Below are 22,752 nucleotides of genomic sequence, written 5' to 3'. Positions count from 1 at the left end.
CCCCAATCTTTCCGGATCTGTATTCATCGGCAAAACCCGCCCCGACATACATCCGTGATCAGCCTGCATGGGTGCGATCACGCCCGGCATGTTTGGCCCCATAAAGAAGCAGATCGGCCCTTCGCATAAGCGTCTTGATCGTATCGGCAGGCTCGAAACGGGTCAGCCCCGCGCTGAAGGTCACGAGCCCGGTCGAGCGTGAAATCTCCCAGTCGGTTTTCTCATGGAAGGCATCACGCACGCTTTCCAGGCGGGTTGCGGCCATATCCAGCGTCTGCGCCGGCAGCAGGATTCCGAACTCCTCCCCACCGATACGGGCCACCATGTCTGCCGGATGCGTATGTGTCTCGAGCACAGTGGCGACCTGACGCAGAATCTGATCACCCGTCTGATGGGAATAGGTATCGTTGATCGCCTTGAAATGGTCGATGTCGATAATTGCCAGACAGAAATCAGGGCCACCTGCATTGGCTCCTGTCAGCATTTTCTCGACGGCTTCATCAAATGCACGTCGATTATAAACCCCGGTCAGGGCGTCTTCGCGGGCCTGACGAGCCGTAAGGTCGATCTGGATTTCCAGACGCGCCAGAAGCGCATCTTTCTCGCGTGTCTGGGCTTCGAGATCCTTGGTACGCGAACGAATGATGCGCGACAGACGACTGGCCTCGGCCTTGTAGCTCCAGACGATGCCCCAGTAGGAGAGGGCAATGACGATACAGAGTATAGCTGAACACAAGATCCAGAACTGTCGGCGCTGCCACCATTTGGGATCGATCACGAACCGTACCAGCGTCACCGGGCGGGGCCAGATCTGTCCGGGATGTGCGGCTGAGGTCGTAAGCGTATAGGCCCCGGGGGGAAGCGACGTGAGTTCAAGTGTGCGCGAACGCCCGGTTGTCGTCCAGGCGCTTCCGGCGCCGGTGATCGTGGTGCGAAACAGGATCTCTCGGGGAGCAAGATAGCTGGGCGCTGTATAGCGTATGGTCAGATTGTGCCGCGACGGCACATGAAGCACATCCCCCTTGCGCAGAACAGGAATGTCGCGCCCGTCCAGAGCGAGACCGTCGAGCGCGACAGGCGGCGGCGGCGGCTTGACGAGGAACTTGTCAAAACTGTTTGTGTCGGTTGTCGCAAGACCGATCGCGGTGGCGACCCAGAGCGATCCGTCACGGCGAAGCGTGGCACCGGGTTGCGCGCTGCCACTGGCCTGACTGCTGCCAAGCCCGTTGGTCTCGTCCAGCTGGATGTAGTTCAGGGTCCCCTGTCTACCGTCGGCCGCCGCATCGAGATCAGCCAGGGCAATACGAAACAGACCGCGGTTGCTGGTCAACCAGGCAAAACCCCGCTGATCCCTGATGAGGGTAAAAACGGAGTCCACCGGCAATCCGGCCTCACGCCCGATATGGGTCATCCTGCCCTGTCGATAGCGGTAAAGCCCCCTGTCGGTCGTCAGCCACAGATCGCCATCAATGGCAGTAAAGCCGAAAATCGTGTGGGCACCATCCACGCCATTGAAGCGTATGGTGCGCGTCCTGCCATCGTGAATCACCCGCGCGCCATCGAGCGTCCCGATCCAGAGGGTATCCCCACGCGCCATGACAGCCGTGATCAGGCCGGTTGGCGTCGTACCGGCAGCATATCGCTCTACCCTGTCGCGTGCTGCAAGCCGGTACAACCCGTGCTGCGTACCAATGACGAGCTCATGATCATGATCAAAGGCCAGTGCACGCACATTGCCTGCTGGAAGGCCGTTTTCGGCACCAAGATGGCTGATCGTGCCATCCAGCGCGACAGCGAACAGCCCGTCCGCATAAGTGCCAAGCCAGACCGTACCATCCTGATCTTCCACGCTTGACAGCACTTCAGGCTGATGTCCCGAGCGCGTCGGCAAATACAGGGTCTCGGGCGGGTCATTGTGCATGATACGTGACAACCCGCCATCCGTACCGACCCATAACGCACCGGTATGATCCTCCATGACGGTACGCACAAAATCACCCGACAGACCATTATGCCGGCGCAGACTGCTGAAAGGCGTTTCCTGCAACCGGAACAGCCCGGCATTGGTCCCGACCCAGATGGACCCCTCTGAATCCTCAGCCAGTGACAGGATACGCCCCCCCGTGGGGTCGAGCGTATCAGGCATGACCTCGATCCTGCTCCCGCTCAGCCTCAGCAAGCCATGATCTTCAGTGCCGACCCAGAGAGAGCCATGCCGATCCTGCAGCAATGCCGTAACACGCCCACGATCCCTCAGATCGTAGGCCAGACGTGGCTGGTTATCCGCAAAGGAGAATATCTGGCTGTCTGAAACGATCCAGAACCTGCCATCAGGTGCGTGATACGGCCATGACAGACCATGCGGCAGATCCCAGGAGGCAGGGGGCTGACGGACATGGCCGTCCCTGTCGCGTATGATGATGCCGCTATAGGAGCCGAGCCACAGCGCATCCGCATCATCGAAAGCCATGTTCCGGTAGATGCCCGAAAGCGGCTCGTTATGCGCCGGGGTGATATAATGGAATCGCCCGGCATGCGTCATGGTACCCAGGCCGTGATTTTCAAAAAGCATCCAGACATCGTCATGCCTGTCTACCTTCATCGACTGGATGAGCGTCGCCGGTGCGCTGGCCTCATGCTGCCAGAAATGCCAACTGCCATCGCTGTCATGACGGCCGATATCCCCGCGGGAATCGCTGAACCACATATTGCCGGAAGCATCGAGCGCAAGCGCACCTATGCCATTGTCAGGCAAGGCCGGGTCACTGCCGCGGTTCTGTACGTGAAAGTCCAGCCCGTCATAGGAGACGAGCCCCTCCCATGTGGCAAACCACATTCGGCCATCGGGAGTCTGAACGATGTCGCGTATCGAGTTCTGCGGCAGGCCGTCCTGCGTGGTCCAATGCTTGATGGCATAATTGCCGAGCGATGAGATTTCGTCACCGGACGCCGCATGGGCCGAAGCGGCGGGCAGGACCACCAGAGCCAGGCTGCACAAGCCCGCCCGGATTTCACTGAGGATAGAGATATCTTCCCATCTGCGCCCTGAGGGCATCGGTCCGTAGCGTCCTTCAGCCAAGGCGCCGGCATCCATAGGGTCCAGGCCATGAGGGCAGCATCCTGCGCCGGTTCGTTCTCATCTTCTGGTCATCAGGCATGGTCATCTGTCACGTTCATCATGCGGGCAGAATGGAATTCTTATACCCATGCCTTCGTCTCAGGAAAAGCAGCCGGAACAACGCGGCTTGCGACGTTGCTTTTTCGCAACGCAGAACCAGATGCGTTCAGAAAGAGGCATTCAAACGGCATGCTATCATGAGATCGGTGTCATCATCCGGCTCGAAAACGGTCCGGTCACATAACCAACAGGTATTGATGGGCAACTCTCGAAGAGAAGGGCCGGGTCAATCAGACAGCGCCGTGATGGCGGGAAGACCGAACCCAGTCACTCAGATTGATCGCTCGGTGATCATAACAGACACGTTCTCTCGACCGTAATGCGGGGAATGCAGTTCTACGATAAAGAAGGAAAGAGCACACACGGACAAGGGGAGTGGCGCGCCCTGCTGGATTCGAACCAGCGACCCACAGCTTAGAAGGCTGTTGCTCTATCCAACTGAGCTAAGGGCGCGTATCGCCATACCCTTGGTGGTGGTGGTCGGGGCGCCCGGACTCGAACCGGGGGCCTCTTGTACCCAAAACAAGCGCGCTACCAGGCTGCGCCACGCCCCGAACGCGCGGACCCTACCGCAACTCGCGACAGGGTGAAAGGTGCACTCTCGAAAAAACTGAAGAATTATCCGAGGTTACGCCCAAAGGTTGCGCGCCCATGTCAGGTGCCCAGGTCAGGCGCCCAGGTTACGGGCCAGCGGCGGCACGAAGAGCGGCGCCGTGTCCCACGGGAAGAGCACCCAGGTATCCTGTGCCACTTCCATGACATACTGATCGGTATGCGGCTTCCCGTTGGGCTTGGCGTAAAGGCAGGCAAAATGCGCCTTGGGGAGCACATCGCGCACGACCTTGGCCGTCTCACCGGAATCGACCAGATCATCGATCACCAGAAAGCCTTCGCCGTCACCGGCAGCGACCGGGGCTTTCACCACGCGGGGTTCCTTCTGGTCCTGCGCGCTCTCGCCGGAATAGCTGATGACCGAGATGGATTCGACAAGACGGCAATCGAGCTCACGCGCGATAATGGCCGCCGGGATAAGCCCGCCCCTTGTGACGGCCACGATGCCCTTGAATTCGCCGCGCGCCATCAGGGCCGAGGCAAGGGTGCGGGCATCGCGGTGCAGCTGGTCCCAGGTGACGGTTGCGTAGTTGGTAGCCATCAGAACAGTTTTCCTCCATCTGGCACCCGGTGGTCCGGGCAGATCAGCACCATGTCGCCAGAGCGATCAGGCATGCCGAGCGCCAGCACTTGATTGACGGTCGTGTTTTGCAGCTGCGGGTTAACCACAGCGCAAACCTGCCTGCCAACCAGCTGCGGTGCCTTGTAGTTTCTTGCCAGGGTCATTGTGGCACGACGGACACCCAGATGGGCGCCAAAATCGATCCAGAGCAGCGTCTTGCCCCCCTCTTCCTGCGCCGAGGCGATGGTCCCGACACGTATATCGGGCTGAACGGCCCCAGCCTGCACCGGGGCCGGAGACGATTCGGGGGCAATGTCGCTGTCTGAAGTCATGCGGCGGAACCTGCCTGCGCAACCCGTGAAATGCAATCGCGCAATCACCATGCTGCGCGGGCATTCTGACGCTTGCAGTGAGGCAAAAACCTGCGCGGAAGCGTGCTGACGATTTTCATACACAACATTGCTGGATTGCGGCCGCTGTCTATAGTGATTGCGCCATGCCAGAGCCCCTTTCTCCCGACGCTTCGCCCCCTCCTCCCTCCGACGCGCTGCGCGATATCATCGGGCTCAAGCCCTTTCTCGCCGGTCGCACGCTCTCAGCCCTGTCCGCACAGGTGCTTGCCGTGGCGGTCGCCTGGCAAACCTATGCCCTCACCCACAGCGTCACGGCGCTTGGCCTTATCGGGCTCGCCCAGTTCCTGCCCATGCTCGCGCTGGTCTTCATCTCGGGCCATGTGGCTGATCGCTATAATCGCAAGCGTGTCGTGCAGATCTGTCAGGCGATCGAGGTGTGCGGAGCACTCCTCATGGCTTTCGCCACCATGACGGGCCAGCTGGCGCCCTGGGCGCTCTATGTACTCGTTGCGTGTTTCGGGGCACTCCGGTCCTTCGAGGGGCCCTGCCAGCAGACCTTTCTGCCCTCAATCGCCACCCCGGCACAGTTCCCGCGGGCGGCGGCGCTGTCATCCTCCCTGTTCCAGACAGCCTCGATCATTGGCCCGTCTCTAGGTGGCTTGCTGTACGGCATGGGCGCGGATTTCTGTTACCTGACCTGCGCCTGCGGTTTTGCCGTTGCTCTGGTCTCGACCTCGTTGCTCAGGCTGAAGCCCTATGTGGGCAATCGTTCGCCGATGAGCCTTGAATCGCTGTTCGGCGGTATCGCCTTCCTCAAGCGTCGCCGCGACCTGCTGGGAGCAATCTCGCTCGATCTGTTCGCGGTGCTGCTGGGTGGAGCAACAGCCATGTTACCTGTCTATGCCGATGATATCCTGCACCTCGGCCCCATAGGCCTGGGCATACTCAGGGCCTCACCGGCTGTGGGGGCGCTCATGGGCTCGCTGGTGCTTGCCCGCTACCCGCTCAAATCTCATGCTGGCCCCATCATGTTTGCCTCTGTCGGCATTTTCGGCATCGCCACGATTGTGTTTGGCGTCTCACATTCCCTAACCCTCTCCGTCCTTTCCCTGGCCGTGCTGGGTGCTGCCGATGTGGTGAGTGTGGTGGTTCGTGGTGCCCTCACGCAGCTTGCCACGCCTGATGGCATGCGGGGCCGTGTTTCTGCCGTGAACATGCTGTTTATCGGCTCGAGCAATCAGCTGGGTGAATTCGAGAGCGGTATGCTGGCGACAGCCATCGGCACTGAAGCCGCCGTTGTGGCCGGCGGCATTGGCACGCTTGTCGTCGCGGGGCTCTGGATCAGGATGTTCCCGCGCCTGTGGGCGCTGGATCGCCTTGATACGATCACACCGGATGAAACATGAATTTTGAAGGAAAAATGCCTGGCTCCCGAAGTAGGACTCGAACCTACGACCCAGCGATTAACAGTCGCTTGCTCTACCAACTGAGCTATTCGGGACCGGCGAGGCACTATCTAGCGAAAGCTTTTCATGGGGTAAACCCCCCTTTGTCATTTTTTTTGCATATGGAGTTTTTCTTCTGATGGCAGCGCCCTCCCGCCGACTTGTTCTCATGGGTGCAGGCGGCATCATTCTCGCTACAGTCCTGCAATCACGGCATGTTTTCCATCATCGCACACAGATCGCGACAGATGGAAAGCCAAGGCGCGTACGCCTCGCCTGGCCCGAACCTGATTATGATCCCCTGCTCTGGCTGTGCCAGCAGGGGCTTTTCGGGCGCTACAATCTGCAGGTCGATATCGTCGAGGTTGGCGGCGGAAACAGTGCGATCGATGCCGTGCAGAACGGTCGCGCCGATGCCGCGCTCAGCCCCCTGCTCGACTGGCTGCCTGCGCTTTATCAGGATGACGCCGAAGATCTGCCGGCGAAACTGGCCTGCGGCGTCAGGGGCGGGAGCTACCGGCTTCTGGTGCGGCGCGACCTGAAGCTGCACAAGGTGGCTGACCTCGCTGGAAAGAAGATTGGTGTCATGAGCCTTGAGGGTGCAGACCGCCGATTCGTCAGCATCCAACTTCGTCGACGCGGGCTGCATCCAACCGATTCGGTCCATTGGGTCGCGATTCCTGCAGACGACATGGCCGATGCCCTGCGCGCAGGGGAGCTGGATGCCGTCGCCGTGCATGACCCGATGGGATGGCGAATCCTGCAACAGACCAAAGGGATCAGCTGGAACATGCTCGACAGCATGACGGGGGCCGAACGCGAAAGAATCGACCTTACACTCGGCATTGCAACCAGGACCCTGGCACAGGACCCCGGTCTCGCTGCCGCCCTCACCGCCGCGCTCAGCGACGCGCAGCACGAATTCCCCGCGCATCGCGACGAACTGGCCTCGCTATGGGACAAGGACAAGGACGCACCTGACGATGCGAAGGGCATGCTGGATCGCGAAATCACCAGCCATCCGGTCACGGGGCATCCGCTTCGTGTGCAGGTCGAGCAATATGTGGACGAACTCAAGCTGATCGGCCTGATGCAGGACGCCGATAACGCGTCCGATATCGCCCATCGTATCTGCCTGCCCGTCTGACCCGGGTTTTCGCATCAAACGGATGCGCGGGGTGAGGCCCCGCTATGACCGACAGCGTTGTGACCCGGCGAAAGCCTGAGACATCGGGCAGTTGATTGTCTGAACGGGACGCGAAAGAGAAATTTAACAGGGATATGTGTCGGCCAGCGATGGCCGGGGCCATCAGCTTCGCTCGATAGCCTCACGCCCCGCAGTGGCAAGCTGGTCCACGCGTTCGTTATTGACGTTGCCGCTATGACCGCGCACCCAGAGCCAGGTCACGTGGTGGCGCTTTTCTGCTTCCAGAATACGCTGCCACAAATCCATGTTCTTGACCGGATCACCTGCCGCATTGCGCCAGTTGCGCCTCACCCAGCCAGTATGCCAGCGCGTGATGCCATTACGCAGATACTCGCTGTCGGTATGAAGCGTCACATGACAGGGACGGTTGAGCGCCTCAAGCGCCTCAGCCGCTGCCGTAAGTTCCATGCGGTTATTGGTGGTCTCGGGTTCACCACCCGAAAGCTCACGTTCATGCCCGTTGGCACAGAGCAACGCGCCCCAGCCTCCGGGTCCCGGGTTGGGGCGACAGCCCCCATCGGTCCAGATCTCGACGTGCGGCGCCCCCTCGGGGAGCGGCGGCTTGGCTGCCTCAGACATGGAGCAAGCCCTTCGCATTCTCGCGCCAGGCTCTGAGCCTGTGATGATAGGCCAGCGGGTCCTTGCGTGTGACGATCGCATCCGCTGGCGTGTTGATCCAGTCAAAGAGGCGGGTCAGCAGGAAACGGATGGCAGCCCCCTGAACGAGCGCTGGCATGGCCGCCTTTTCCTCAGCCGCGAGCGGCCGCACGGATTGATAGCCCCCCATCATCCCGGCAATGAGCGCAGGCGAGGCTGTCTGCTCGTCGGGAAAGCACCAGGCATTGAGGCAGATCGCGAGATCATAGGCATAGAGATCGGTGCAGGCGAAATAGAAATCGATCAGCCCCGAGACGTTCCCGCCTTCGAAAAACACATTGTCCGGAAAGAGATCCGCATGGATCTGCCCCTGCGGGAGGGTCCCTTCCTGCGGCCATGCTTTCAGCACATCGGCAATGGCAAGCTGAAGCTCTTCAGTCAGGCCCGGATACAGGCTGTCCCCTGCCCCGTGGCAGGAATCGAGCAATGGCTGCCAGGCCTGCGGGCCAAGACTGTTTTCACGACGCGCCCGAAAGCCGTCTCCCAGCAGATGCAACCGCGCCAGCGCCTGACCCAGCGAAAAGCACGCTCCCGCTGTGATCGTAGCGATCGGTCGGCCAGTAAGAAAGGTCGTGATGGCTGCCGGACGATCCATGAGTCGCCGCAGGGCAACGCCGTCACGCGCAATCACCGGGGTCGGGCATTTGAGGCCACGACGGGCAAGATGCTGCATCAGGCCAAGAAACCAGGGCAGTTCGGCCTCATTCACCCGCTTTTCATACAGGGTGAGGATCGCGCGCCCGGCTTCGGTCTCGATCAGATAATTGGTGTTCTCGACACCCTCGGCGATCCCATCCACGCTCTTGAGCGCACCGAGATCGTATTCCGCCAGAAACGCCTCAAGCGTCTCCGGCGGGATGGTTGTATAGACCGCCATCGATTCAGGCGGACAGAAGAGCGTTCATGCGAGTTCCGCCAGATCTCAGACGGGTTCGCCAAGCGGGCTGGGCAGACGGAACGCCACGTTTTCCTTCTTCACGATACGCTCCTCGATATCGAGCTTGTAGCGCGTGGAGAGGGCATCGACCATTTCCTGAACCAGCGATTCAGGTGCCGAGGCCCCTGCCGTGATCCCGACCGTGGAAACACCTTCAAGCACGCTCCAGTCGAGCGCCGCCAGCTTGGGCACAAGAAGCGCACGCTTGGCGCCCGAACGCTCGGCCACTTCACGCAGGCGCTGCGAGTTCGACGAGTTGGGCGAGCCAATCACGATCACCAGGTCGCTCTCTGGCGCAATGGCCTTCACGGCCTCCTGACGATTGGTGGTGGCGTAGCAGATATCTTCCTTCTTCGGCCCTTCGATGAGCGGAAAACGCTCACGCAGGATCGCGACGATCTCAGATGTATCATCCACTGAGAGCGTCGTCTGGGTGATGAAGGCAAGACGCGTCGGGTCAGCGGGCTGGACGGTACGGGCTTCTTCCGCATCGTTGATGAGCGTCACCGCGCCGTTGGGCAGCTGGCCCATCGTGCCGACGACTTCAGGATGGCCTGCATGGCCGATCATGAGGATATGGCGGGCATCGGGACCACCACCGGCAAAATGACGCTCAGCTTCACGATGCACTTTCGAGACCAGCGGGCAGGTCGCATCCAGATAGAGCAGGTTGCGACGCTGCGCCTCGGCCGGAACCGATTTCGGCACGCCATGCGCCGAAAACACGACATGGCCATCCGCAGGGACCTCGTCGAGCTCTTCAACGAAGATCGCGCCCTGCTCCTCGAGATTCTCGACGACAGTGCGGTTATGCACGATCTCGTGGCGGACATAGACGGGGGCGCCATAACGGCGGATGGCTTCTTCCACCACGCGGATGGCCCGGTCCACGCCAGCACAGAAGCCACGCGGCCCGGCCAGAAGAACGCGAAGCGTTTGTGCCCCGGACGCCTGCTCCGAGGTCTCTTGCGGGCGTGAAGTGGTCAAGGTGTCGGGCATGGTGTTCCCCAATCTCACGGCAGGCGGTATATGCGAACAAGCCCCATGGCAGCACGCATGTCAGATGATGCAACGCTTCGCGATGTGGGCTCGCATATGGGAGCTACGCAACCCGTTGCCAGTATGCAAGCCCATGATTGATGTGAGCCCGTGATTGCATGATCATTTGGCGTTGTGTCGCCACCATACCATACCGGGCTCGGTTTCCGCACCGGTGAATAGACGAGAGCCTTGTTCATGACCAGATATGCCCGCCAGTTCCTCCCTCTCCTCGCCATACTCGGCACGGGCACAGCCCTTACAGCGTGCGATCAGGATGATCAGAGCGCCTTCGCCCCTGTCTGCCCTCCGGTCGAAATCCTGAGTTCGGCAGCCGATTATTATCAGTATGACGGCCATGGACTGGATGCAGGCAGCCTTGTGACCCACGCGGCCATGAGCGGTCTGACCGGCAATTGTGAAGGCGCACCCAAGAAAACCGTTCGCTCACGCCTCAGCCTGGGCATTACGGTCGAACGCGGCCCGGCCTCTGATGGCAAGGATATCGTCCTGCCCTATTTCGTGGCCGTGATGCGCGACGGCAAGATTATCGACAAGAAGGAATTCGAGGTTCCCGTCTCGTTTGCCGGCAACCAGTCCACCGTCTCGCTGCGTACGCCAGTGCGCATCATTGATGTGCCTGCGTCGCCCGATCTGCAACTTACCAATTACTCCCTGAAGATCGGTTTCCAGCTCAGCCGTGAGCAGCTCGACTACAACCAGACCCATCTGCGCCCGGCAAAGTTCACTGCCCACACGAACTAAACCACACAATATCATAGTGTTTTTATAGAAACACTTTGTATTCTCGTTTTATGCTGATACGCTGGGGAACCATCTTTCTCCGGAACGTTTCGTCATGCGCCCATATCCTGCCCTGCCTGCCCTGCTCCTGCTTGCAGGCTCGCTTCCCTGCGCCGCGCATGGCGAAACCATCAATCAGGTCAACACAGGCCGCACGGCGACGACCGCCCCATCGGTTTCACGCCAGAAACCGCGGGTTGATCCCACAGCGGCAGAAGAACAGGTGACGGTAAGCGGCACCAGCCGACCCGAAATCCAGAACTTTCCCCATGCCGGGCCGGTGGGGCAGCCGCGACGCGTGACCCCGCTTCAAAACCGTCCCCCGCACGGGACGCAGGGCGATTGGGGCGTTTTCACGCGGGGAAACGGTGAATCTGCCGGGTTCGGCCCAATAGGCCGCTACGGTGTCGCCCCCTGGGCGGAAGACTGGTCTTTCCTGCGTGACAGGAAGCGCCATGATGACCTGTTCGATGCCATCAAATACATCCCGCTCAATGCCAGTGGCCGTTGGTGGCTCAGCTTTTCCGGCGAAACCCGCCTGCGCAACTGGTCGGAGGAGACGCCGTTTCTCGGGACACGTGGCCCGGCAGGCTCGGGGCGATTTGCCGTGCGCAACCTCTATGGTGCCGATCTGCACCTGGGCGATCATGTGCGCTTCTTCGGCCAACTCGTGAATGGCGATGCGGCTGGCTGGGGCGGGTTTGGCTACAACACCACCTATCGCAAGCGCCTCGACCTGCAACAGGGGTTTGTGGAACTGCGCTCCAGGCTTGCTGGCGCAAAGGCCGGGGTGATTGTGGGACGCCAGCAGTTTCTCGATGCGCCGTCCTATATTCTCTACAACCGTGAGACGCCCAACGTTCCCCTCTCCTGGAACGGTGTGCGTGGCTATGCCATCTGGCCGCGCCTGCGCGCAGATGTTTACGATTTCGTCGGCACGAATGTGACGTTCAACAAGATGTTCCATGACCGCGTCGACTGGAGCACGCGTCTGCACGGTATCGACGTCACCTGGGCACCGCCTTCCTTCTCTTTTGGGGCAGAGCGTGTGTCGTCCTTTCTGGACCTCTTCCTGATTGCCTTTCGCCTGGGCGGCAGTTCGGCGGCTCTGGCCTATAACCGGTCGACGCTCAATGGGACGACGGCGCGTCAGGATTACGGATTTCGCTGGTATGGCGGCGCGCCATCCTTCGAATTCTCGGTGGGTGGGCTCTATCAGGGGGGCAGTTTCGAACTGAACCGTACCGGACAGAACCGCGCCGTCTCGGCTTACGCCTTGAACGCCATTGCTGGCTACCGCCATACACCCTCGCCGCTGCATCCATTCATCGGTGTGCAGGCCGATTTATATTCTGGTGGGTCCTCAAGGAGCGATAACGGCACAATTGGCACCTACATCGCCCCGTTCAATCCACAGACGAACTATCTCGATACCACGACCTATATTGCGCCAAGCAATCTCGTGAGCCTGTCGCCAGTCCTGCGCATCACGCCACGCAATTGGCTGAGCCTGCAATTCAAAAGCCCCTTCTTCTGGCGTGAATCGACGGATGATGCTGTTTACGGTCCCTCGGGCGCTTACACGTTCAATAACCTGCATGGCGGGTTTATCGGCATTGTGCCGCAGGCCTCGCTCACGCTGCAGCTCAATCGTCACCTCACATGGACACAATATGGCGCACGCTTCATCGGCTCGGACGGGTTGCGCGCAGCCGGTGGCAAGAGCGGAAGTTACTACCAGTCCAACTTCGTCTTTCGTTTCTGATCGCTTCGTCGTAGGACCAGTTCCTTACGACATCGACACAGAGAGACAGCATGAGCAAGGCGACACGGGAATTAACCATAAGAGGACTCATTCTCGGCGCTCTGATCACGGTCATCTTTACCGCGTCCAATGTCTATCTTGGCCTCAAGATCGGCCTGACCTTTGCCTCATCCATTCCGGCGACCGTCATATCCATGGCCGTCCTGCGGGCTCTCGGTGGCAGCACGATTCTGGAAAACAATCTGGTCCAGACACAGGCTTCGGCGGCGGGAACCTTGAGCTGCGTGTTTGCCACCATCCCCGGTCTGGTCATGATCGGGTTCTGGGGCGGCTTTCCGTTCTGGCAAAGCTTCTTCATCACCCTGCTCGGTGGCGCAACAGGCGTCCTGTTCACAATCCCCCTGCGCCGCGCACTGGTCACCCATAGCGCCCTGCCCTACCCCGAAGGCGTTGCCTGCGCGGAGATCCTGCGCGTCGCGTCTCCGGAAGGGAACCAGCAGGCGCTCAGATCCCTGATCCGCGGCAGCGTGCTTGCTGCCGTTGTGACCTTCATGAGCACCGGCTTGCGCGTGATGCAGGATGGCTGGAGCCTGACTCTCAGTCTCGGTCAGTCCATCTTCCGCCTGCAGGGGGCGTACTCCTTTGCGCTGATCGGTACGGGCTATCTGGTCGGGCTGACAGGCGGGCTCGCCATGCTGGGCGGCGTTGTGCTGGGCTGGGGAATTGCCGTGCCCTGGCTCACGGCCATTCTGCCCCACCCGGCTGGCGTCTCGGCTACCGATTTCGCGACAGGGATATGGGTGCACAAGGTGCGGTTCATGGGCGCTGGCACAATCGCCATCGCGGCACTCTGGACCGTTGGTTCTCTGCTCGGCCCCGTCGCGCGTGGCCTGAGGGAAGCCTTTTCGGGCGCGCATCGCCAGACGCTGGACGAGACGGACCGCGACCTGCCCCCCGCCATCATGAACATCCTGCTCGCAGCGCTCGTTCTCGGGTTGGGCGCTCTATTTACGCTCTTCCTGTGGCCCGTGACTCCGCATGATTTCCTGCTGGTGGTCATGCTGGCTCTGGGCCTCGCTGCCTGTCTGTTCATCGGTTTTCTTGTAGCCAGCGCCTGCGGCTACATGGCTGGGATTATCGGGTCTTCCTCCTCTCCCATTTCCGGCATCTCGATCATCAGTGTCGTGGCGCTCTGCATGGCTCTGATGGGGCTGGAAGCCCTTCATCTGGTGCCGGACGCACTCTCGGCCCATGACCAGCATATTGCCATTGCCTATATTCTGTTCGTGCTTACGGCCCTCACCGGCTCGGCGGCGATTTCAAACGACAATCTGCAGGATCTGAAAACCGGCCAGCTTGTCGGGGCCTCTCCCTGGAAGCAGGAAGTCGTGCTGCTGGTCGGCTGCGTCGTGGGCGCCCTGATCATCCCGCCCGTGTTGAACGTGCTGTATCAGGCCTATGGTTTTGTCGGCACAATGCCCCGTCCGGACATGGATCCCGCACGCGCCCTTGCCGCACCTCAGCCCGCCCTCATGGTTGATCTGGCACGCGGCATTCTGCTGCGTAGTCTCGACTGGACCATGATCCTGATCGGTGCTGCGATTGGTGCCGCCCTGATCGTGATCGACCGCCTGTTCAGGCTGCGTAATCTCGCCCTCCCTCCGCTGGCCGTGGGCATGGGTATCTATCTGCCGGCCGATGTATCCGTCACCATAGCCATTGGGGCCATTATCGGTCGGCTTTTCGACAAGGCCCATCGAAGCGAAGCGCATGATGACGATAGTGCCGGCACAATGATCGCCTCCGGCTTCATCGTTGGTGAGAGTCTCATAGGGGTTGTCATTGCCGTGCTGAGCGGCATGAGTGGACACAGCAACCTTCTTGCACTTCCGGTCGGCGCAAGCGTGGCCCAGATCATCGGTCTGACGGTATTTGCCGCGAGTCTTTTGTGGTTTGCCCGCCAGCTCGCGCGGTCTCGCAAACCAAACTGAAACAGATAGCCGGCGTAACAGGGGAGTGTCACAGCCTGACCCCGGGGCAGAAGCGGCAGTCTTGCGAGACTCCGCCTCCCTGACCTCCGATCAGCGCTGCATAGTCAAAACGCGAAGCTCAGGACCTGGACAGGCCGGGCCAAGATCGTTGCCTGGCCCACGGGGTTTCGTCACTCAGCCGCTACACCACCCTGGAGGCGTTGCCTCAGTCTTTCCACCACTGAACCGGCTCAGGCTCGCTGGACGGCGCAACGGGCGGTCTGATCTTCGGCGGACGTCCTGGCCCGCGCGTCTTCTTCTCCACACTCTCGCCAGTGGCCTCAGGATGATCGGATGGCGTTTGGAGCGTCAGTGCCTGATCGCGCAAACGCTCGACAAGGATCTGCGAATCAAGGAGAGCCTGCTCGACATCTGCGCAACGCGTCTTGAGTTCCTTGACGTGGAGTTTTTCGTGCACAAGATGTGTCTCAAGGGTGCGAAGCTGCACCTGCGCGTCACCCAGTTCACGCTGGGCGTCCTCGGCACGCCTTTGTTCCATTTTGAGAAGGTTACGGAGACGGCTCAGTTCCTCAGCGTGATCATCACCCGGGGACGGCGCAGTTCGCAGGGTCGAGCGTGAGCCCTGATGATGCTCGACAACAACCTGCCCCTCCTGAACGAAGCGGCGACGGCGCGGCTCGGCAGATGATTTAGGTGGGATATTGTGGCTAGAGCGTTTCCTGCCGCCAGAGCCCAGGCGCTCCAGTGCAAGACGCAGGGAGTCCTCGCTGATTTCATTTTCTGAACGGTCGTCTTTATTTGATAAATCCGGGTTCATGTCCACTTTATTGTATCCGGTACAAAATATTAGCCAATTTATTAGCACACCACCTAAATATTCATGAAGGACTTATCCAAGGCTTTGGATAACCTATCAGAATATTTATTTTTCGTTTTTTCTAAACTATTAATTTATTGTTGTCACCTTGATGATATCGAAATCAAACAGTTATCCATGCTCACGTAACAATTCCATTACTAGAAGATGTCGAACAATAGTTTTTGTAATACGTGATCAAATTAAATCTCACGATGTGAACATGATAGCAGCAGCCAGCATCAGGATTGAAAAACGCATTGCCAAGGCAAGATATGCATGGATCTGATTTCAAGATTTTAGCATTACTCGGTAACGTATATCACAGAAATTTGTTCTGTCACATAACAATATCATCGCACCATATCAGGCAATCATGAAGCGTTGACTGCCTCTGCGCCGTCCTGAAGCCCATCAGCTCAGGACCAGTCACATCAGCACCCCGGTGTCTCACCCCTTGCTGGGCTGCCAGAGCACGTCGCTCTTGCCGTCATTGTTGAAATGCCGCGCCAAAACGAAAAAATAATCCGAAAGACGATTCATGAAGATCAGGCCGCCAGCCAGCCGCGGCTGGTCCAGCGTGACGAGCCGGCGCTCGGCACGACGGGCCGCCGTGCGCGCCATGTGGGCCCAGCATGATCCCGACGTGCCTCCCGGCAGCACGAAGCTTCTGAGAGGTTCTTGGTCACGACGCAACCGTTCGATCTCATTTTCCAGCCACGGGAGATGGTGCGCCATTGCATCGGCGTCAATATTGCGTTCGGGCATACACAATACGGCTCCGATATCGAACAATATGTTCTGGACCCGGGCAAGTTCATCGAGAAAAGCCCCGGCAAGACGCACCAGACCGATAATCGTATTGAGCTCATCCACGCAGCCCATCGCCTCGATCACGGGATCGTCCTTACGTACCCGCGCGCCATCGCCGAGCGAAGTCATTCCGCCATCACCGCCGCGCGTGACGATCCGATCGAGACGAACATTCATCGGGAAGCGCCAGACCGGTGCTTGCGCGTTGCGAGTTGCGGCAGCCAGCTGAAGGCCGAAGAGATATAGCGCTGATCAAGCTTCTGCAGATCGGTCGCGGCTGCTTTCACATCGCTGTCCTTGGTGGTGGTAAACACCGTCCCGATGGAAGCCTGATTGGCCTGCGCGTCGTCGCGTATCGCCTTCATATAGGCACGGTCGAATGCGGGGCCGTGCAGCTTTGACAGCCGGTCTGTCTTTTCCTGATCGGCAGCCAGCACGGTGGTTGTAAGAGCAAGGTCATGCTTACCGGCCAGTGTCGAAAGCGTCTTGCGATGGGCCTCGTAATCCTTGAGCGCGTCCTGGCCCAGCGTCTTCACGTCGTTTGATCGCGCATGATCGACCGTCAGCTTTGCCAGCGCGATCTGTGTCAGGTCATGCTCGTTCGCCTGCTGCAGGAAGGCAGCATCGGCCGTCGTGAAAGGCGGGGCCTTGTCAGGAAGAGGGGGCAGCTTCGGATAGGCCGGCGTGCAGGCACAAAGCGGTAAAAGCGCAAGACCGACACGCAGCTCTGGTCTTAATCCGAATTTCATGGGCGTTCCCTCTTTCTCGTTATCCCGGCGGTGCAACGCGCGTGGTAAAGGTTTGTTTTCCCGGTTGAACCGCGCAGTAATGAAGAGTGTGCTTCCCATGATGAGATGGCAATGTTTGATTCTGACCCTGGCGGGGCTGTCCGGCTGTGCCGGCGTCATGCTGGCTGCGCTCGATGCCCATCTGCCGGATACGCATTTCATTGCCGGCGGCAGAGCCATGCTGGCACGAGGGGTCGAGATGCTCATGTGGCACGCCATCGCTCTTTTGGGCATTGCCTTGAGCGGCTGGAATGACCTGCGCTGGGCAGCCTACCTCATGGCGCTCGGCATGGTCCTTTTCGTTGCCCCGGTGGTGATGCTGGCCCTGAACGGCCCAGCCCTCGGTTTCATTGCGCCCTGGGGCGGCACGCTCACGATGCTGTCCTGGCTGCTGCTCGCCGTGTTGGCCTGGCGCTCTCAGCGCCGGAAACGCGACCACGCGTAAACCAGACCGGTCTGCACCGCCAAAGCCACAATAAAGCAGGCCATCATGATCCCGATCAGGATAAGCTGCTCACGCCCGAGGCTCGTATCGATGCCAAGCAATGCATAGAGCTTCTGCCAGATTTGCGTTCCTGCGATGAACTGAACGCCGTGGGAGAGAAAGGGCACGAAACGAATCAGGCAGGCAAGGACGAGCGTCAGGCCGACAAGCCCGATAGTGCGCAGCAGGGTTGTGGTGATCGAGACCTCTGTGCCCGGCTCGCCCACTGGCTGGCGCTGTTTCATGATGCGTTCCTCGCTCTCTTGTATTCCCACGGGACAGGGAACATTTCATACTCTGTCAGACTTTCAACCCCCCGCCATCGGACAGGCGTTTTTATCTCCGGACCTCTGGTCCAGCTGTCCTGCCCGAATGCCTCTGCCACCCGAAAGGCCCGCCTCGTGTTCCATCGCAAATTCGGTGTTTTGACGTCCCTTGCACTCGGTCTCTCGACGCTCTCTGTGGCGGCCCCTGCCCTCACCAGCAACGTGGCTTATGCAGAGGACGGGCCACCCGCGCCGCCGGTGCTCGACAAGGATGTGCAGATCACTCCGGCGAAGGATGTCTATCCGGATATCGCACTGGCCAAAAAGCAGGTTGAGGAAGCCTTCGCCACCGCGGCCCGCACCAAGCGCAAGGTTCTGATCGATTTTGGCGGCAACTGGTGCCCTGACTGCCGCATGCTTGCTGGCATCTTCGAGCAGCCCGAAGTGGCACAGTGGCTCGAATCGCAATTCGTTGTCGTGCCGGTCAATGTCGGTCGCATCGACCAGAATCTCGACATCGCCAAGCAATACGGCGTGACCATTCACGAAGTGCCCACAGTCCTGATCGTCACACCGGGGCGTACCTTGCTCAATGCCGATGGGGCGAACACGCTGGGCAATGCCCGTGCCATGTCCACACAGGCCGTGCTCGACCTGCTGGACAAATGGAATCGCCGCGGCTGACGCGCCCGATCGCACCGACCTGCCCCGAACCACGGATGCCAAGGGGCTGGGTCGGCGCGATACCTGATCCGGCCGCGCCGGATCATCTTACCATCGTCACATCATGAGCATCTGCTCGGCCTCATGCACAATCTCAGCCAGGGCATCGTCCTCGAACGGCACAGTCAGCCCGGCCTGACGCACGATGGTGCAGAAAGCCTCGCTCCCGCCGACCTCGCAGAGGCCGCGATACAGATCGCGCGCACGTGGTGCATCGACCTGGGCAATCAGCCAGATCTGCAATGCCACGCATAGCGCGAGCGTGTAATCGATATAATAGAACGGCGAATTATAGATGTGGCGCTGAGCCTGCCAGCGGCCGCCCTTGGCCGGATAGGCCAGATCGCCCCAATCACGCCAGGGCATGTATTGCTGTTCCAGACGCCGCCATGTTGCGTGGCGTTCCTGCGGTGTCATTTCCGGGTGGGTGTAAATCTCGTGCTGGAAATGATCGACACAGGCGCCATAGGGCAGGAAGCACAGGCTCTCGATCAGATGCAGTCGGCGATAACGCTCGCCTGCCCCATCTTCCACCAACAAGTCGATTTCTGGCCAGGTCAGGAACTCCAACCCCATCGAATGGATCTCGGCTGCCTCCATGGTGGGCCAGAGCATGTCGATCACGGGTTGTGAGCGGCTTTTCCAGTTCTGATAGGCATGCCCCATCTCATGGGTGAATACGCCGATATCGCCATGTGTTCCGTTGAAATTGGCAAAGATGAATGGCGTACCCTGCGTGGAGAACGACGTACAGAAACCACCCCCGGCCTTCCCGCCACGGTTTTTGAGATCGACATAGTCGCGCTCGACCATTTCAGCGAAGAACGCGGCCATTTCACCGCTTTCATCGAGGCGTGAGAACATCTCGCGGGCACGGGTGATCATCAGATCATAATCGCCAGCCGGGCCCGGATTCCCTCGTGGGTCGACCAGGGCCTCATCCCAGGCCTTCAGACTGTCCCATCCCATTTCAAGCTGACGGCGCTGCAGCAGGGCCTGAACCAGCGGCGTTACATGGGTGGCAATACGCTCGCGGAAACGGGCCACATCTGCCGCCGTATAATCCGTACGCCGCATGCGGCGGTAACCTAGTTCGACATAGGAGTCGAAGCCGAGCGTCTGGGCCATCGCGACGCGTACGCGCACCAGATCGTCGAAGATCCGGTCCAGCGTCTCACTATTTGCTTCGTAAAAGCCCCAGCGCGCCGCTTCAGCCTCATGACGCGTGGCGCGATCCGACTCCTGTTGGAATGGCTCGATGCCGGAGAGGTTGTGCGTCTCGCCACGAAACGGAATCTCGGCCGCTGCGAGAAGCGCCGTGTACTCCGCACAAAGACGGGCCTCTTCCGCCAGCATATTCTCGATACGCTCATCGAAGGTGGTGATATCGGCCTCCCACAAGGAAAGCACATGAGCGGAGAGATGCTTCGCGGTCTCTTCCCGCGACGCGAGGAGGCGCTTCTTGATATCGGTCTCAAGCCCGGTTGCGTAAGGCGTCAGCGTATCGGCATAGTCGCGAGCCGCCACATAATCGGCATTACGCGTATCCTGAGCGAAACGCAGTTCGACCAGCGCGGACCAGGATTCATAGGCGCGGCGCTGCGTATCGAACAGGGCGATGGCCGAAGCGATATCACCGGAATCGAGTGTCTCGCTGATCACCACGTAAGCCTGATCGAGGCTCTCACGGCTCGGGGTGGGAAAATCAAGCGTATTGAATTCTGGAAAGGGTGTGATCATGCCTCATGGTCGCATCCCCCGAAGCGAACGTCCAGACGTCGCCCCTTTGGCCAAAGCAGGTTTGACCCGCACCCGGCTTGACAACCCCGAGGGCGATACTGCCCCCATAAAGATGGTCAACCCAGCGTATCGAGAAAATGCGAGAGACGCTGACAGGCTTCGCGCAGCATATCATCCGAAGCGGCGACGGAGAGACGGATGTGACCGGGCTGACCGAAGGCACTGCCCGGCACCACACTCACATGCGCCTCTTCCAGAAGCGCCTCGGCAAACGCGACATCATCGGTCAGAACGCGCCCCTTGGCTGTGGTCTTGCCAAGCGCCACACCAATGCCCGGAAACGCATAGAAAGCGCCCTCCGGCATGGCGCAGGAGACATGCTTCATGGCGCGCAGGGCAGTGACAACAATGTCGCGCCGCTGCTGATACACATCGCGCATGGCATCGCGTCCCGCCGCCGGTGTGGCCAGTGCGGCCACTGCCCCCGCCTGCGCCAGTGTGCAGATGCCTGACGTCGCGTTGCTCTGGATGCTTGTCATGGCCTTGATCAAGGGCTGAGGCCCACCACAAAAACCGACGCGCCATCCGGTCATGGCATAGGCCTTGGCCATGCCATTGATCGTCAGGATACGGTCTTTCAGATCCGGTGCAACAGAAGCGAGAGACACATGACGGCGTCCGTCGAAGGTCAGATGCTCATAGATCTCATCGGCCATGACCAGAACATGCGGTGCGTCACGCAGCACGGCGGCGATCGCCTCCAGATCGTCGCGTTCGAGAATGGCCCCGCTTGGATTGTTCGGAAAATTGAGAACCAGCCAGCGTGTGCGCGGCGTGATCACAGCGCGCAAAGCCAGGGCACGCAGTCGAAACCGATCGCTTTCGAGGCAGGGTACCGGAACCGCAACGCCACCCATCATCTGCGCGATGATCGGATAACTCACCCAATAGGGCACAGGGACAATCACCTCGTCGCCCGGATCGATGGTTGCGGCAAACGCATTATAGATGAGCTGCTTGCCGCCATTGCCGATCAGAATTTCATCCGGCGCGTAGCTTAGCCCGTTTTCGTCGAGGAATTTCTTCGCAACGGCTGCCTTGAGCGCGGGCTGGCCGCCAACGGGCGGATATTTCGTATCGCCGCGCAGCCCCGCCTGATAAGCCGCCTCCACCGCCTCAGGCGGTGAAGGAAAATCGGGCTCGCCCAATGCGAGAGAAATCACATCCACACCCGCCGCACGCAGGGCGCGCGCCTTGGCGGACATGGCTATGGTGGCAGGCTGCGGCAGGCCGTGCAGGCGCTGCGCAAGACGAAAACTCACTGCCTCAGCTCAGAGAGGCGCAAAAGCGCTGGATACGGGTGCAAGCCTCGCGCAGGCTCTCGGTATCGGTCGCATAAGAGATACGGAAATATCCAGGCGTCAGGAAGGCACTGCCATGAACAGCCGCCACACCCGTCTCCTCAAGCAGTTCAGTGACAAAGACCTCGTCATTCTCGATGACCTTGCCGGACGTTGTCTTCTTGCCGATCAGCCCCGCGATGGAGGGAAACACATAGAATGCGCCCTCTGGTCTTGTGCAGGTCAGACCCGGTGCCTGAGCCAGCATGGACAGCACCAGATCACGTCGGCCCTGATAGACTGACACCATCTCACCGATGAAATCCTGCGGTCCTGTCACAGCCTCAAGCGCTGCGGCCTGAGCGATAGAGCAAGGATTGCTCGTGCTCTGTCCCTGAAGCTTGATGAGCGCCTTGGTCAGTTCGACCGGCGCAGCCGAAAAACCGATGCGCCAGCCCGTCATGGCATAGGCCTTGGACACACCATTCATGGTCACCACGCGCTCGCGCAGCTTCGGCTCGACCTGTACCAGTGTCTTGCTCACATGGCCGTCATAGACCAGCTTGGCATAGATATCGTCGGTCAGCACCCAGATGCGCGGGTGATCGAGCAGCACGTCGCACAGCGCACGCAGATCGGCTTCGGAATAGACCGCGCCGGTCGGGTTGCAGGGCGAGTTGAGCACCAGCCACTTGGTCCTGGGCGTGATCGCGGCACGAAGGGCTTCAGCGTCGAGCCGGAAGCCCTTCTCGGGCTTCGTCTGAACGATGACAGGCGTGCCATCGGCCAGCGCCACAATATCGGGATAGGAGACCCAGGCCGGTGCCGGGATGATCACCTCGTCCCCGGCATCGAGCGTAGCCGTGAACACGTCATAGATGACCTGCTTGCCGCCAGTGGAGACGACAATCTCTTCGGCCTTGTAATCAAGGCCGAAATCGCGGTTCAGCCAGGCGGCAACCGCCTTGCGCAGCGGGGCCGTACCGGCAACGTCCGTGTAGCGCGTCTCGCCACGGGCGATGGCGTCGCAGGCGGCCTGCTTGACGTTTTGCGGTGTGTCGAAATCCGGCTCACCGGCAGAGAGGCTGATAATGTCCCGCCCTGCTTCTTTCAGGGCCCGCGCTTTCTGCGTGATGGCGATCGTCTGGCTGGGGGAGATCCGGTTGAGCCGGGCAGCGATCAGGGACATATCT

The 22,752-nt window shown here is 60.1% G+C and carries 20 protein-coding genes and 3 tRNA genes; 7 read left to right on the top strand and 16 right to left on the bottom strand.

All coding sequences use genetic code 11. The features are described from left to right. Positions 1-58: 58 nt before the first annotated feature. From ED655_RS05920 to ED655_RS05900, 5 genes are all read right to left on the bottom strand, one after another. Positions 59-3,079 (bottom strand): ligand-binding sensor domain-containing diguanylate cyclase, encoded by a 3,021-nt coding sequence (locus ED655_RS05920; RefSeq protein ID WP_205835993.1) that lies wholly within the window; start codon positions 3,077-3,079, stop codon positions 59-61. 475 nt (positions 3,080-3,554) lie between these two features. Then, positions 3,555-3,631, bottom strand: a tRNA-Arg gene (locus tag ED655_RS05915). A gap of 24 nt (positions 3,632-3,655) precedes the next feature. After that, positions 3,656-3,732: transfer RNA gene (locus ED655_RS05910), tRNA-Pro, on the bottom strand. Positions 3,733-3,845: 113 nt separating this feature from the next. Then, positions 3,846-4,331, bottom strand: coding sequence for a xanthine phosphoribosyltransferase (gpt, locus tag ED655_RS05905; protein WP_122049380.1), 486 nt, complete (start codon positions 4,329-4,331; stop codon positions 3,846-3,848). Continuing rightward, positions 4,331-4,684, bottom strand: a complete 354-nt coding sequence (locus ED655_RS05900) for a hypothetical protein (RefSeq protein WP_031240730.1) — start codon at positions 4,682-4,684, stop codon at positions 4,331-4,333. Before ED655_RS05900 ends, gpt begins: the two co-directional genes overlap by 1 nt. A 164-nt stretch (positions 4,685-4,848) precedes the next feature. Between ED655_RS05900 and ED655_RS05895 the strand changes: the two genes are divergently transcribed. Continuing rightward, complete coding sequence (locus ED655_RS05895) at positions 4,849-6,111, top strand: MFS transporter (RefSeq protein ID WP_122049379.1); 1,263 nt, start codon at positions 4,849-4,851, stop codon at positions 6,109-6,111. Positions 6,112-6,130: 19 nt separating this feature from the next. Here ED655_RS05895 and ED655_RS05890 read toward each other — a convergent pair. Continuing rightward, positions 6,131-6,206, bottom strand: a tRNA-Asn gene (locus tag ED655_RS05890). Between the two features lie 83 nt (positions 6,207-6,289). Here ED655_RS05890 and ED655_RS05885 point away from each other — a divergent pair. After that, positions 6,290-7,297: an ABC transporter substrate-binding protein gene (locus tag ED655_RS05885; RefSeq protein WP_122049378.1), complete on the top strand. Its 1,008-nt coding sequence runs from the start codon at positions 6,290-6,292 to the stop codon at positions 7,295-7,297. 162 nt (positions 7,298-7,459) lie between these two features. Here the strand turns inward: ED655_RS05885 and rnhA are convergent, their stop codons facing one another. The 3 genes from rnhA to ispH are packed head-to-tail and all read right to left on the bottom strand — an operon-like array spanning position 7,460 to position 9,950. Beyond that, entirely contained in the window at positions 7,460-7,936 is a 477-nt protein-coding gene (gene rnhA, locus ED655_RS05880) for a ribonuclease HI (protein ID WP_122049377.1), read from the bottom strand. Then, a complete protein-coding gene (gene thrB / locus ED655_RS05875) occupies positions 7,929-8,891 on the bottom strand; it encodes a homoserine kinase (protein WP_122049376.1) in 963 nt (320 codons plus the stop codon). Before thrB ends, rnhA begins: the two co-directional genes overlap by 8 nt. 45 nt (positions 8,892-8,936) lie before the next feature. Then, positions 8,937-9,950 (bottom strand): 4-hydroxy-3-methylbut-2-enyl diphosphate reductase, encoded by a 1,014-nt coding sequence (gene ispH, locus ED655_RS05870; protein WP_023978608.1) that lies wholly within the window; start codon positions 9,948-9,950, stop codon positions 8,937-8,939. A 237-nt stretch (positions 9,951-10,187) separates the two neighbouring features. Here ispH and ED655_RS05865 point away from each other — a divergent pair, with 237 nt between their 5' ends. The 3 genes from ED655_RS05865 to ED655_RS05855 all read left to right on the top strand — a co-directional run bounded on the left by ED655_RS05865 (position 10,188) and on the right by ED655_RS05855 (position 14,549). Then, the gene (locus ED655_RS05865) at positions 10,188-10,754 is read left to right on the top strand and encodes a hypothetical protein (RefSeq protein ID WP_023978609.1); all 567 of its coding nucleotides are present in this window, start codon (positions 10,188-10,190) and stop codon (positions 10,752-10,754) included. A gap of 94 nt (positions 10,755-10,848) precedes the next feature. After that, positions 10,849-12,558: an alginate export family protein gene (locus ED655_RS05860; RefSeq protein ID WP_122049375.1), complete on the top strand. Its 1,710-nt coding sequence runs from the start codon at positions 10,849-10,851 to the stop codon at positions 12,556-12,558. Between the two features lie 50 nt (positions 12,559-12,608). Then, positions 12,609-14,549: an OPT family oligopeptide transporter gene (locus ED655_RS05855; RefSeq protein ID WP_122049374.1), complete on the top strand. Its 1,941-nt coding sequence runs from the start codon at positions 12,609-12,611 to the stop codon at positions 14,547-14,549. Positions 14,550-14,754: 205 nt separating this feature from the next. Here the strand turns inward: ED655_RS05855 and ED655_RS05850 are convergent, their stop codons facing one another. The 3 genes from ED655_RS05850 to ED655_RS05840 form a co-directional block, all read right to left on the bottom strand. After that, entirely contained in the window at positions 14,755-15,366 is a 612-nt protein-coding gene (locus ED655_RS05850; RefSeq protein ID WP_122049373.1) for a hypothetical protein, read from the bottom strand. Between the two features lie 489 nt (positions 15,367-15,855). Beyond that, a complete protein-coding gene (locus tag ED655_RS05845; RefSeq protein WP_122049372.1) occupies positions 15,856-16,395 on the bottom strand; it encodes a cob(I)yrinic acid a,c-diamide adenosyltransferase in 540 nt (179 codons plus the stop codon). Continuing rightward, complete coding sequence (locus ED655_RS05840) at positions 16,392-16,967, bottom strand: DUF4142 domain-containing protein (protein ID WP_162993408.1); 576 nt, start codon at positions 16,965-16,967, stop codon at positions 16,392-16,394. The genes ED655_RS05845 and ED655_RS05840 overlap by 4 nt, the downstream gene beginning before the upstream one ends. Before the next feature lie 115 nt (positions 16,968-17,082). Between ED655_RS05840 and ED655_RS05835 the strand changes: the two genes are divergently transcribed. Next, on the top strand, positions 17,083-17,451 hold the full coding sequence (locus ED655_RS05835) for a DUF423 domain-containing protein (RefSeq protein ID WP_240993525.1): 369 nt from the start codon (positions 17,083-17,085) through the stop codon (positions 17,449-17,451). Here the strand turns inward: ED655_RS05835 and ED655_RS05830 are convergent. Then, complete coding sequence (locus ED655_RS05830; RefSeq protein WP_122049370.1) at positions 17,424-17,735, bottom strand: hypothetical protein; 312 nt, start codon at positions 17,733-17,735, stop codon at positions 17,424-17,426. The genes ED655_RS05835 and ED655_RS05830 overlap by 28 nt on opposite strands. 156 nt (positions 17,736-17,891) lie before the next feature. On the opposite strand from ED655_RS05830, the gene ED655_RS05825 reads away from it, so the two are divergent. Beyond that, positions 17,892-18,440: a thioredoxin family protein gene (locus ED655_RS05825; RefSeq protein ID WP_240993524.1), complete on the top strand. Its 549-nt coding sequence runs from the start codon at positions 17,892-17,894 to the stop codon at positions 18,438-18,440. A 96-nt stretch (positions 18,441-18,536) separates the two neighbouring features. On the opposite strand, the gene ED655_RS05820 is transcribed toward ED655_RS05825, so the two are convergent. The 3 genes from ED655_RS05820 to ED655_RS05810 form a co-directional block, all read right to left on the bottom strand. Next, a complete protein-coding gene (locus tag ED655_RS05820; RefSeq protein WP_122049369.1) occupies positions 18,537-20,219 on the bottom strand; it encodes a M3 family oligoendopeptidase in 1,683 nt (560 codons plus the stop codon). A 116-nt stretch (positions 20,220-20,335) separates the two neighbouring features. Continuing rightward, complete coding sequence (locus ED655_RS05815; RefSeq protein WP_408735657.1) at positions 20,336-21,484, bottom strand: pyridoxal phosphate-dependent aminotransferase; 1,149 nt, start codon at positions 21,482-21,484, stop codon at positions 20,336-20,338. A gap of 61 nt (positions 21,485-21,545) precedes the next feature. Continuing rightward, the gene (locus ED655_RS05810; RefSeq protein ID WP_122049367.1) at positions 21,546-22,748 is read right to left on the bottom strand and encodes a pyridoxal phosphate-dependent aminotransferase; all 1,203 of its coding nucleotides are present in this window, start codon (positions 22,746-22,748) and stop codon (positions 21,546-21,548) included. Positions 22,749-22,752: the final 4 nt, after the last annotated feature.

This window comes from Asaia bogorensis, from assembly GCF_900465345.1.
In the GTDB taxonomy this organism is placed as follows: Bacteria; Pseudomonadota; Alphaproteobacteria; order Acetobacterales; family Acetobacteraceae; genus Asaia; species Asaia bogorensis_A.
The sequence above is the reverse complement of the archived record's forward strand: the minus strand, read 5'-3'. Positions and strand labels throughout refer to the sequence as shown.

Excerpts from the sequence above, each read along its gene's own strand:
- ispH (WP_023978608.1), bottom strand. The coding sequence starts at position 9,950 with ATGCCCGACACCTTGACCACTTCACGCCCGCAAGAGACCTCGGAGCAG.
- ED655_RS05855 (WP_122049374.1), top strand. The coding sequence starts at position 12,609 with ATGAGCAAGGCGACACGGGAATTAACCATAAGAGGACTCATTCTCGGC.
- ED655_RS05850 (WP_122049373.1), bottom strand. The coding sequence starts at position 15,366 with ATGAACCCGGATTTATCAAATAAAGACGACCGTTCAGAAAATGAAATC.
- ED655_RS05865 (WP_023978609.1), top strand. The coding sequence starts at position 10,188 with ATGACCAGATATGCCCGCCAGTTCCTCCCTCTCCTCGCCATACTCGGC.
- ED655_RS05820 (WP_122049369.1), bottom strand. The coding sequence starts at position 20,219 with ATGATCACACCCTTTCCAGAATTCAATACGCTTGATTTTCCCACCCCG.
- ED655_RS05885 (WP_122049378.1), top strand. The coding sequence starts at position 6,290 with ATGGCAGCGCCCTCCCGCCGACTTGTTCTCATGGGTGCAGGCGGCATC.
- ED655_RS05815 (WP_408735657.1), bottom strand. The coding sequence starts at position 21,484 with ATGTCCGCCAAGGCGCGCGCCCTGCGTGCGGCGGGTGTGGATGTGATT.
- thrB (WP_122049376.1), bottom strand. The coding sequence starts at position 8,891 with ATGGCGGTCTATACAACCATCCCGCCGGAGACGCTTGAGGCGTTTCTG.
- ED655_RS05810 (WP_122049367.1), bottom strand. The coding sequence starts at position 22,748 with ATGTCCCTGATCGCTGCCCGGCTCAACCGGATCTCCCCCAGCCAGACG.
- ED655_RS05860 (WP_122049375.1), top strand. The coding sequence starts at position 10,849 with ATGCGCCCATATCCTGCCCTGCCTGCCCTGCTCCTGCTTGCAGGCTCG.
- ED655_RS05840 (WP_162993408.1), bottom strand. The coding sequence starts at position 16,967 with ATGAAATTCGGATTAAGACCAGAGCTGCGTGTCGGTCTTGCGCTTTTA.
- ED655_RS05900 (WP_031240730.1), bottom strand. The coding sequence starts at position 4,684 with ATGACTTCAGACAGCGACATTGCCCCCGAATCGTCTCCGGCCCCGGTG.
- ED655_RS05830 (WP_122049370.1), bottom strand. The coding sequence starts at position 17,735 with ATGAAACAGCGCCAGCCAGTGGGCGAGCCGGGCACAGAGGTCTCGATC.
- gpt (WP_122049380.1), bottom strand. The coding sequence starts at position 4,331 with ATGGCTACCAACTACGCAACCGTCACCTGGGACCAGCTGCACCGCGAT.
- ED655_RS05895 (WP_122049379.1), top strand. The coding sequence starts at position 4,849 with ATGCCAGAGCCCCTTTCTCCCGACGCTTCGCCCCCTCCTCCCTCCGAC.
- ED655_RS05845 (WP_122049372.1), bottom strand. The coding sequence starts at position 16,395 with ATGAATGTTCGTCTCGATCGGATCGTCACGCGCGGCGGTGATGGCGGA.
- rnhA (WP_122049377.1), bottom strand. The coding sequence starts at position 7,936 with ATGTCTGAGGCAGCCAAGCCGCCGCTCCCCGAGGGGGCGCCGCACGTC.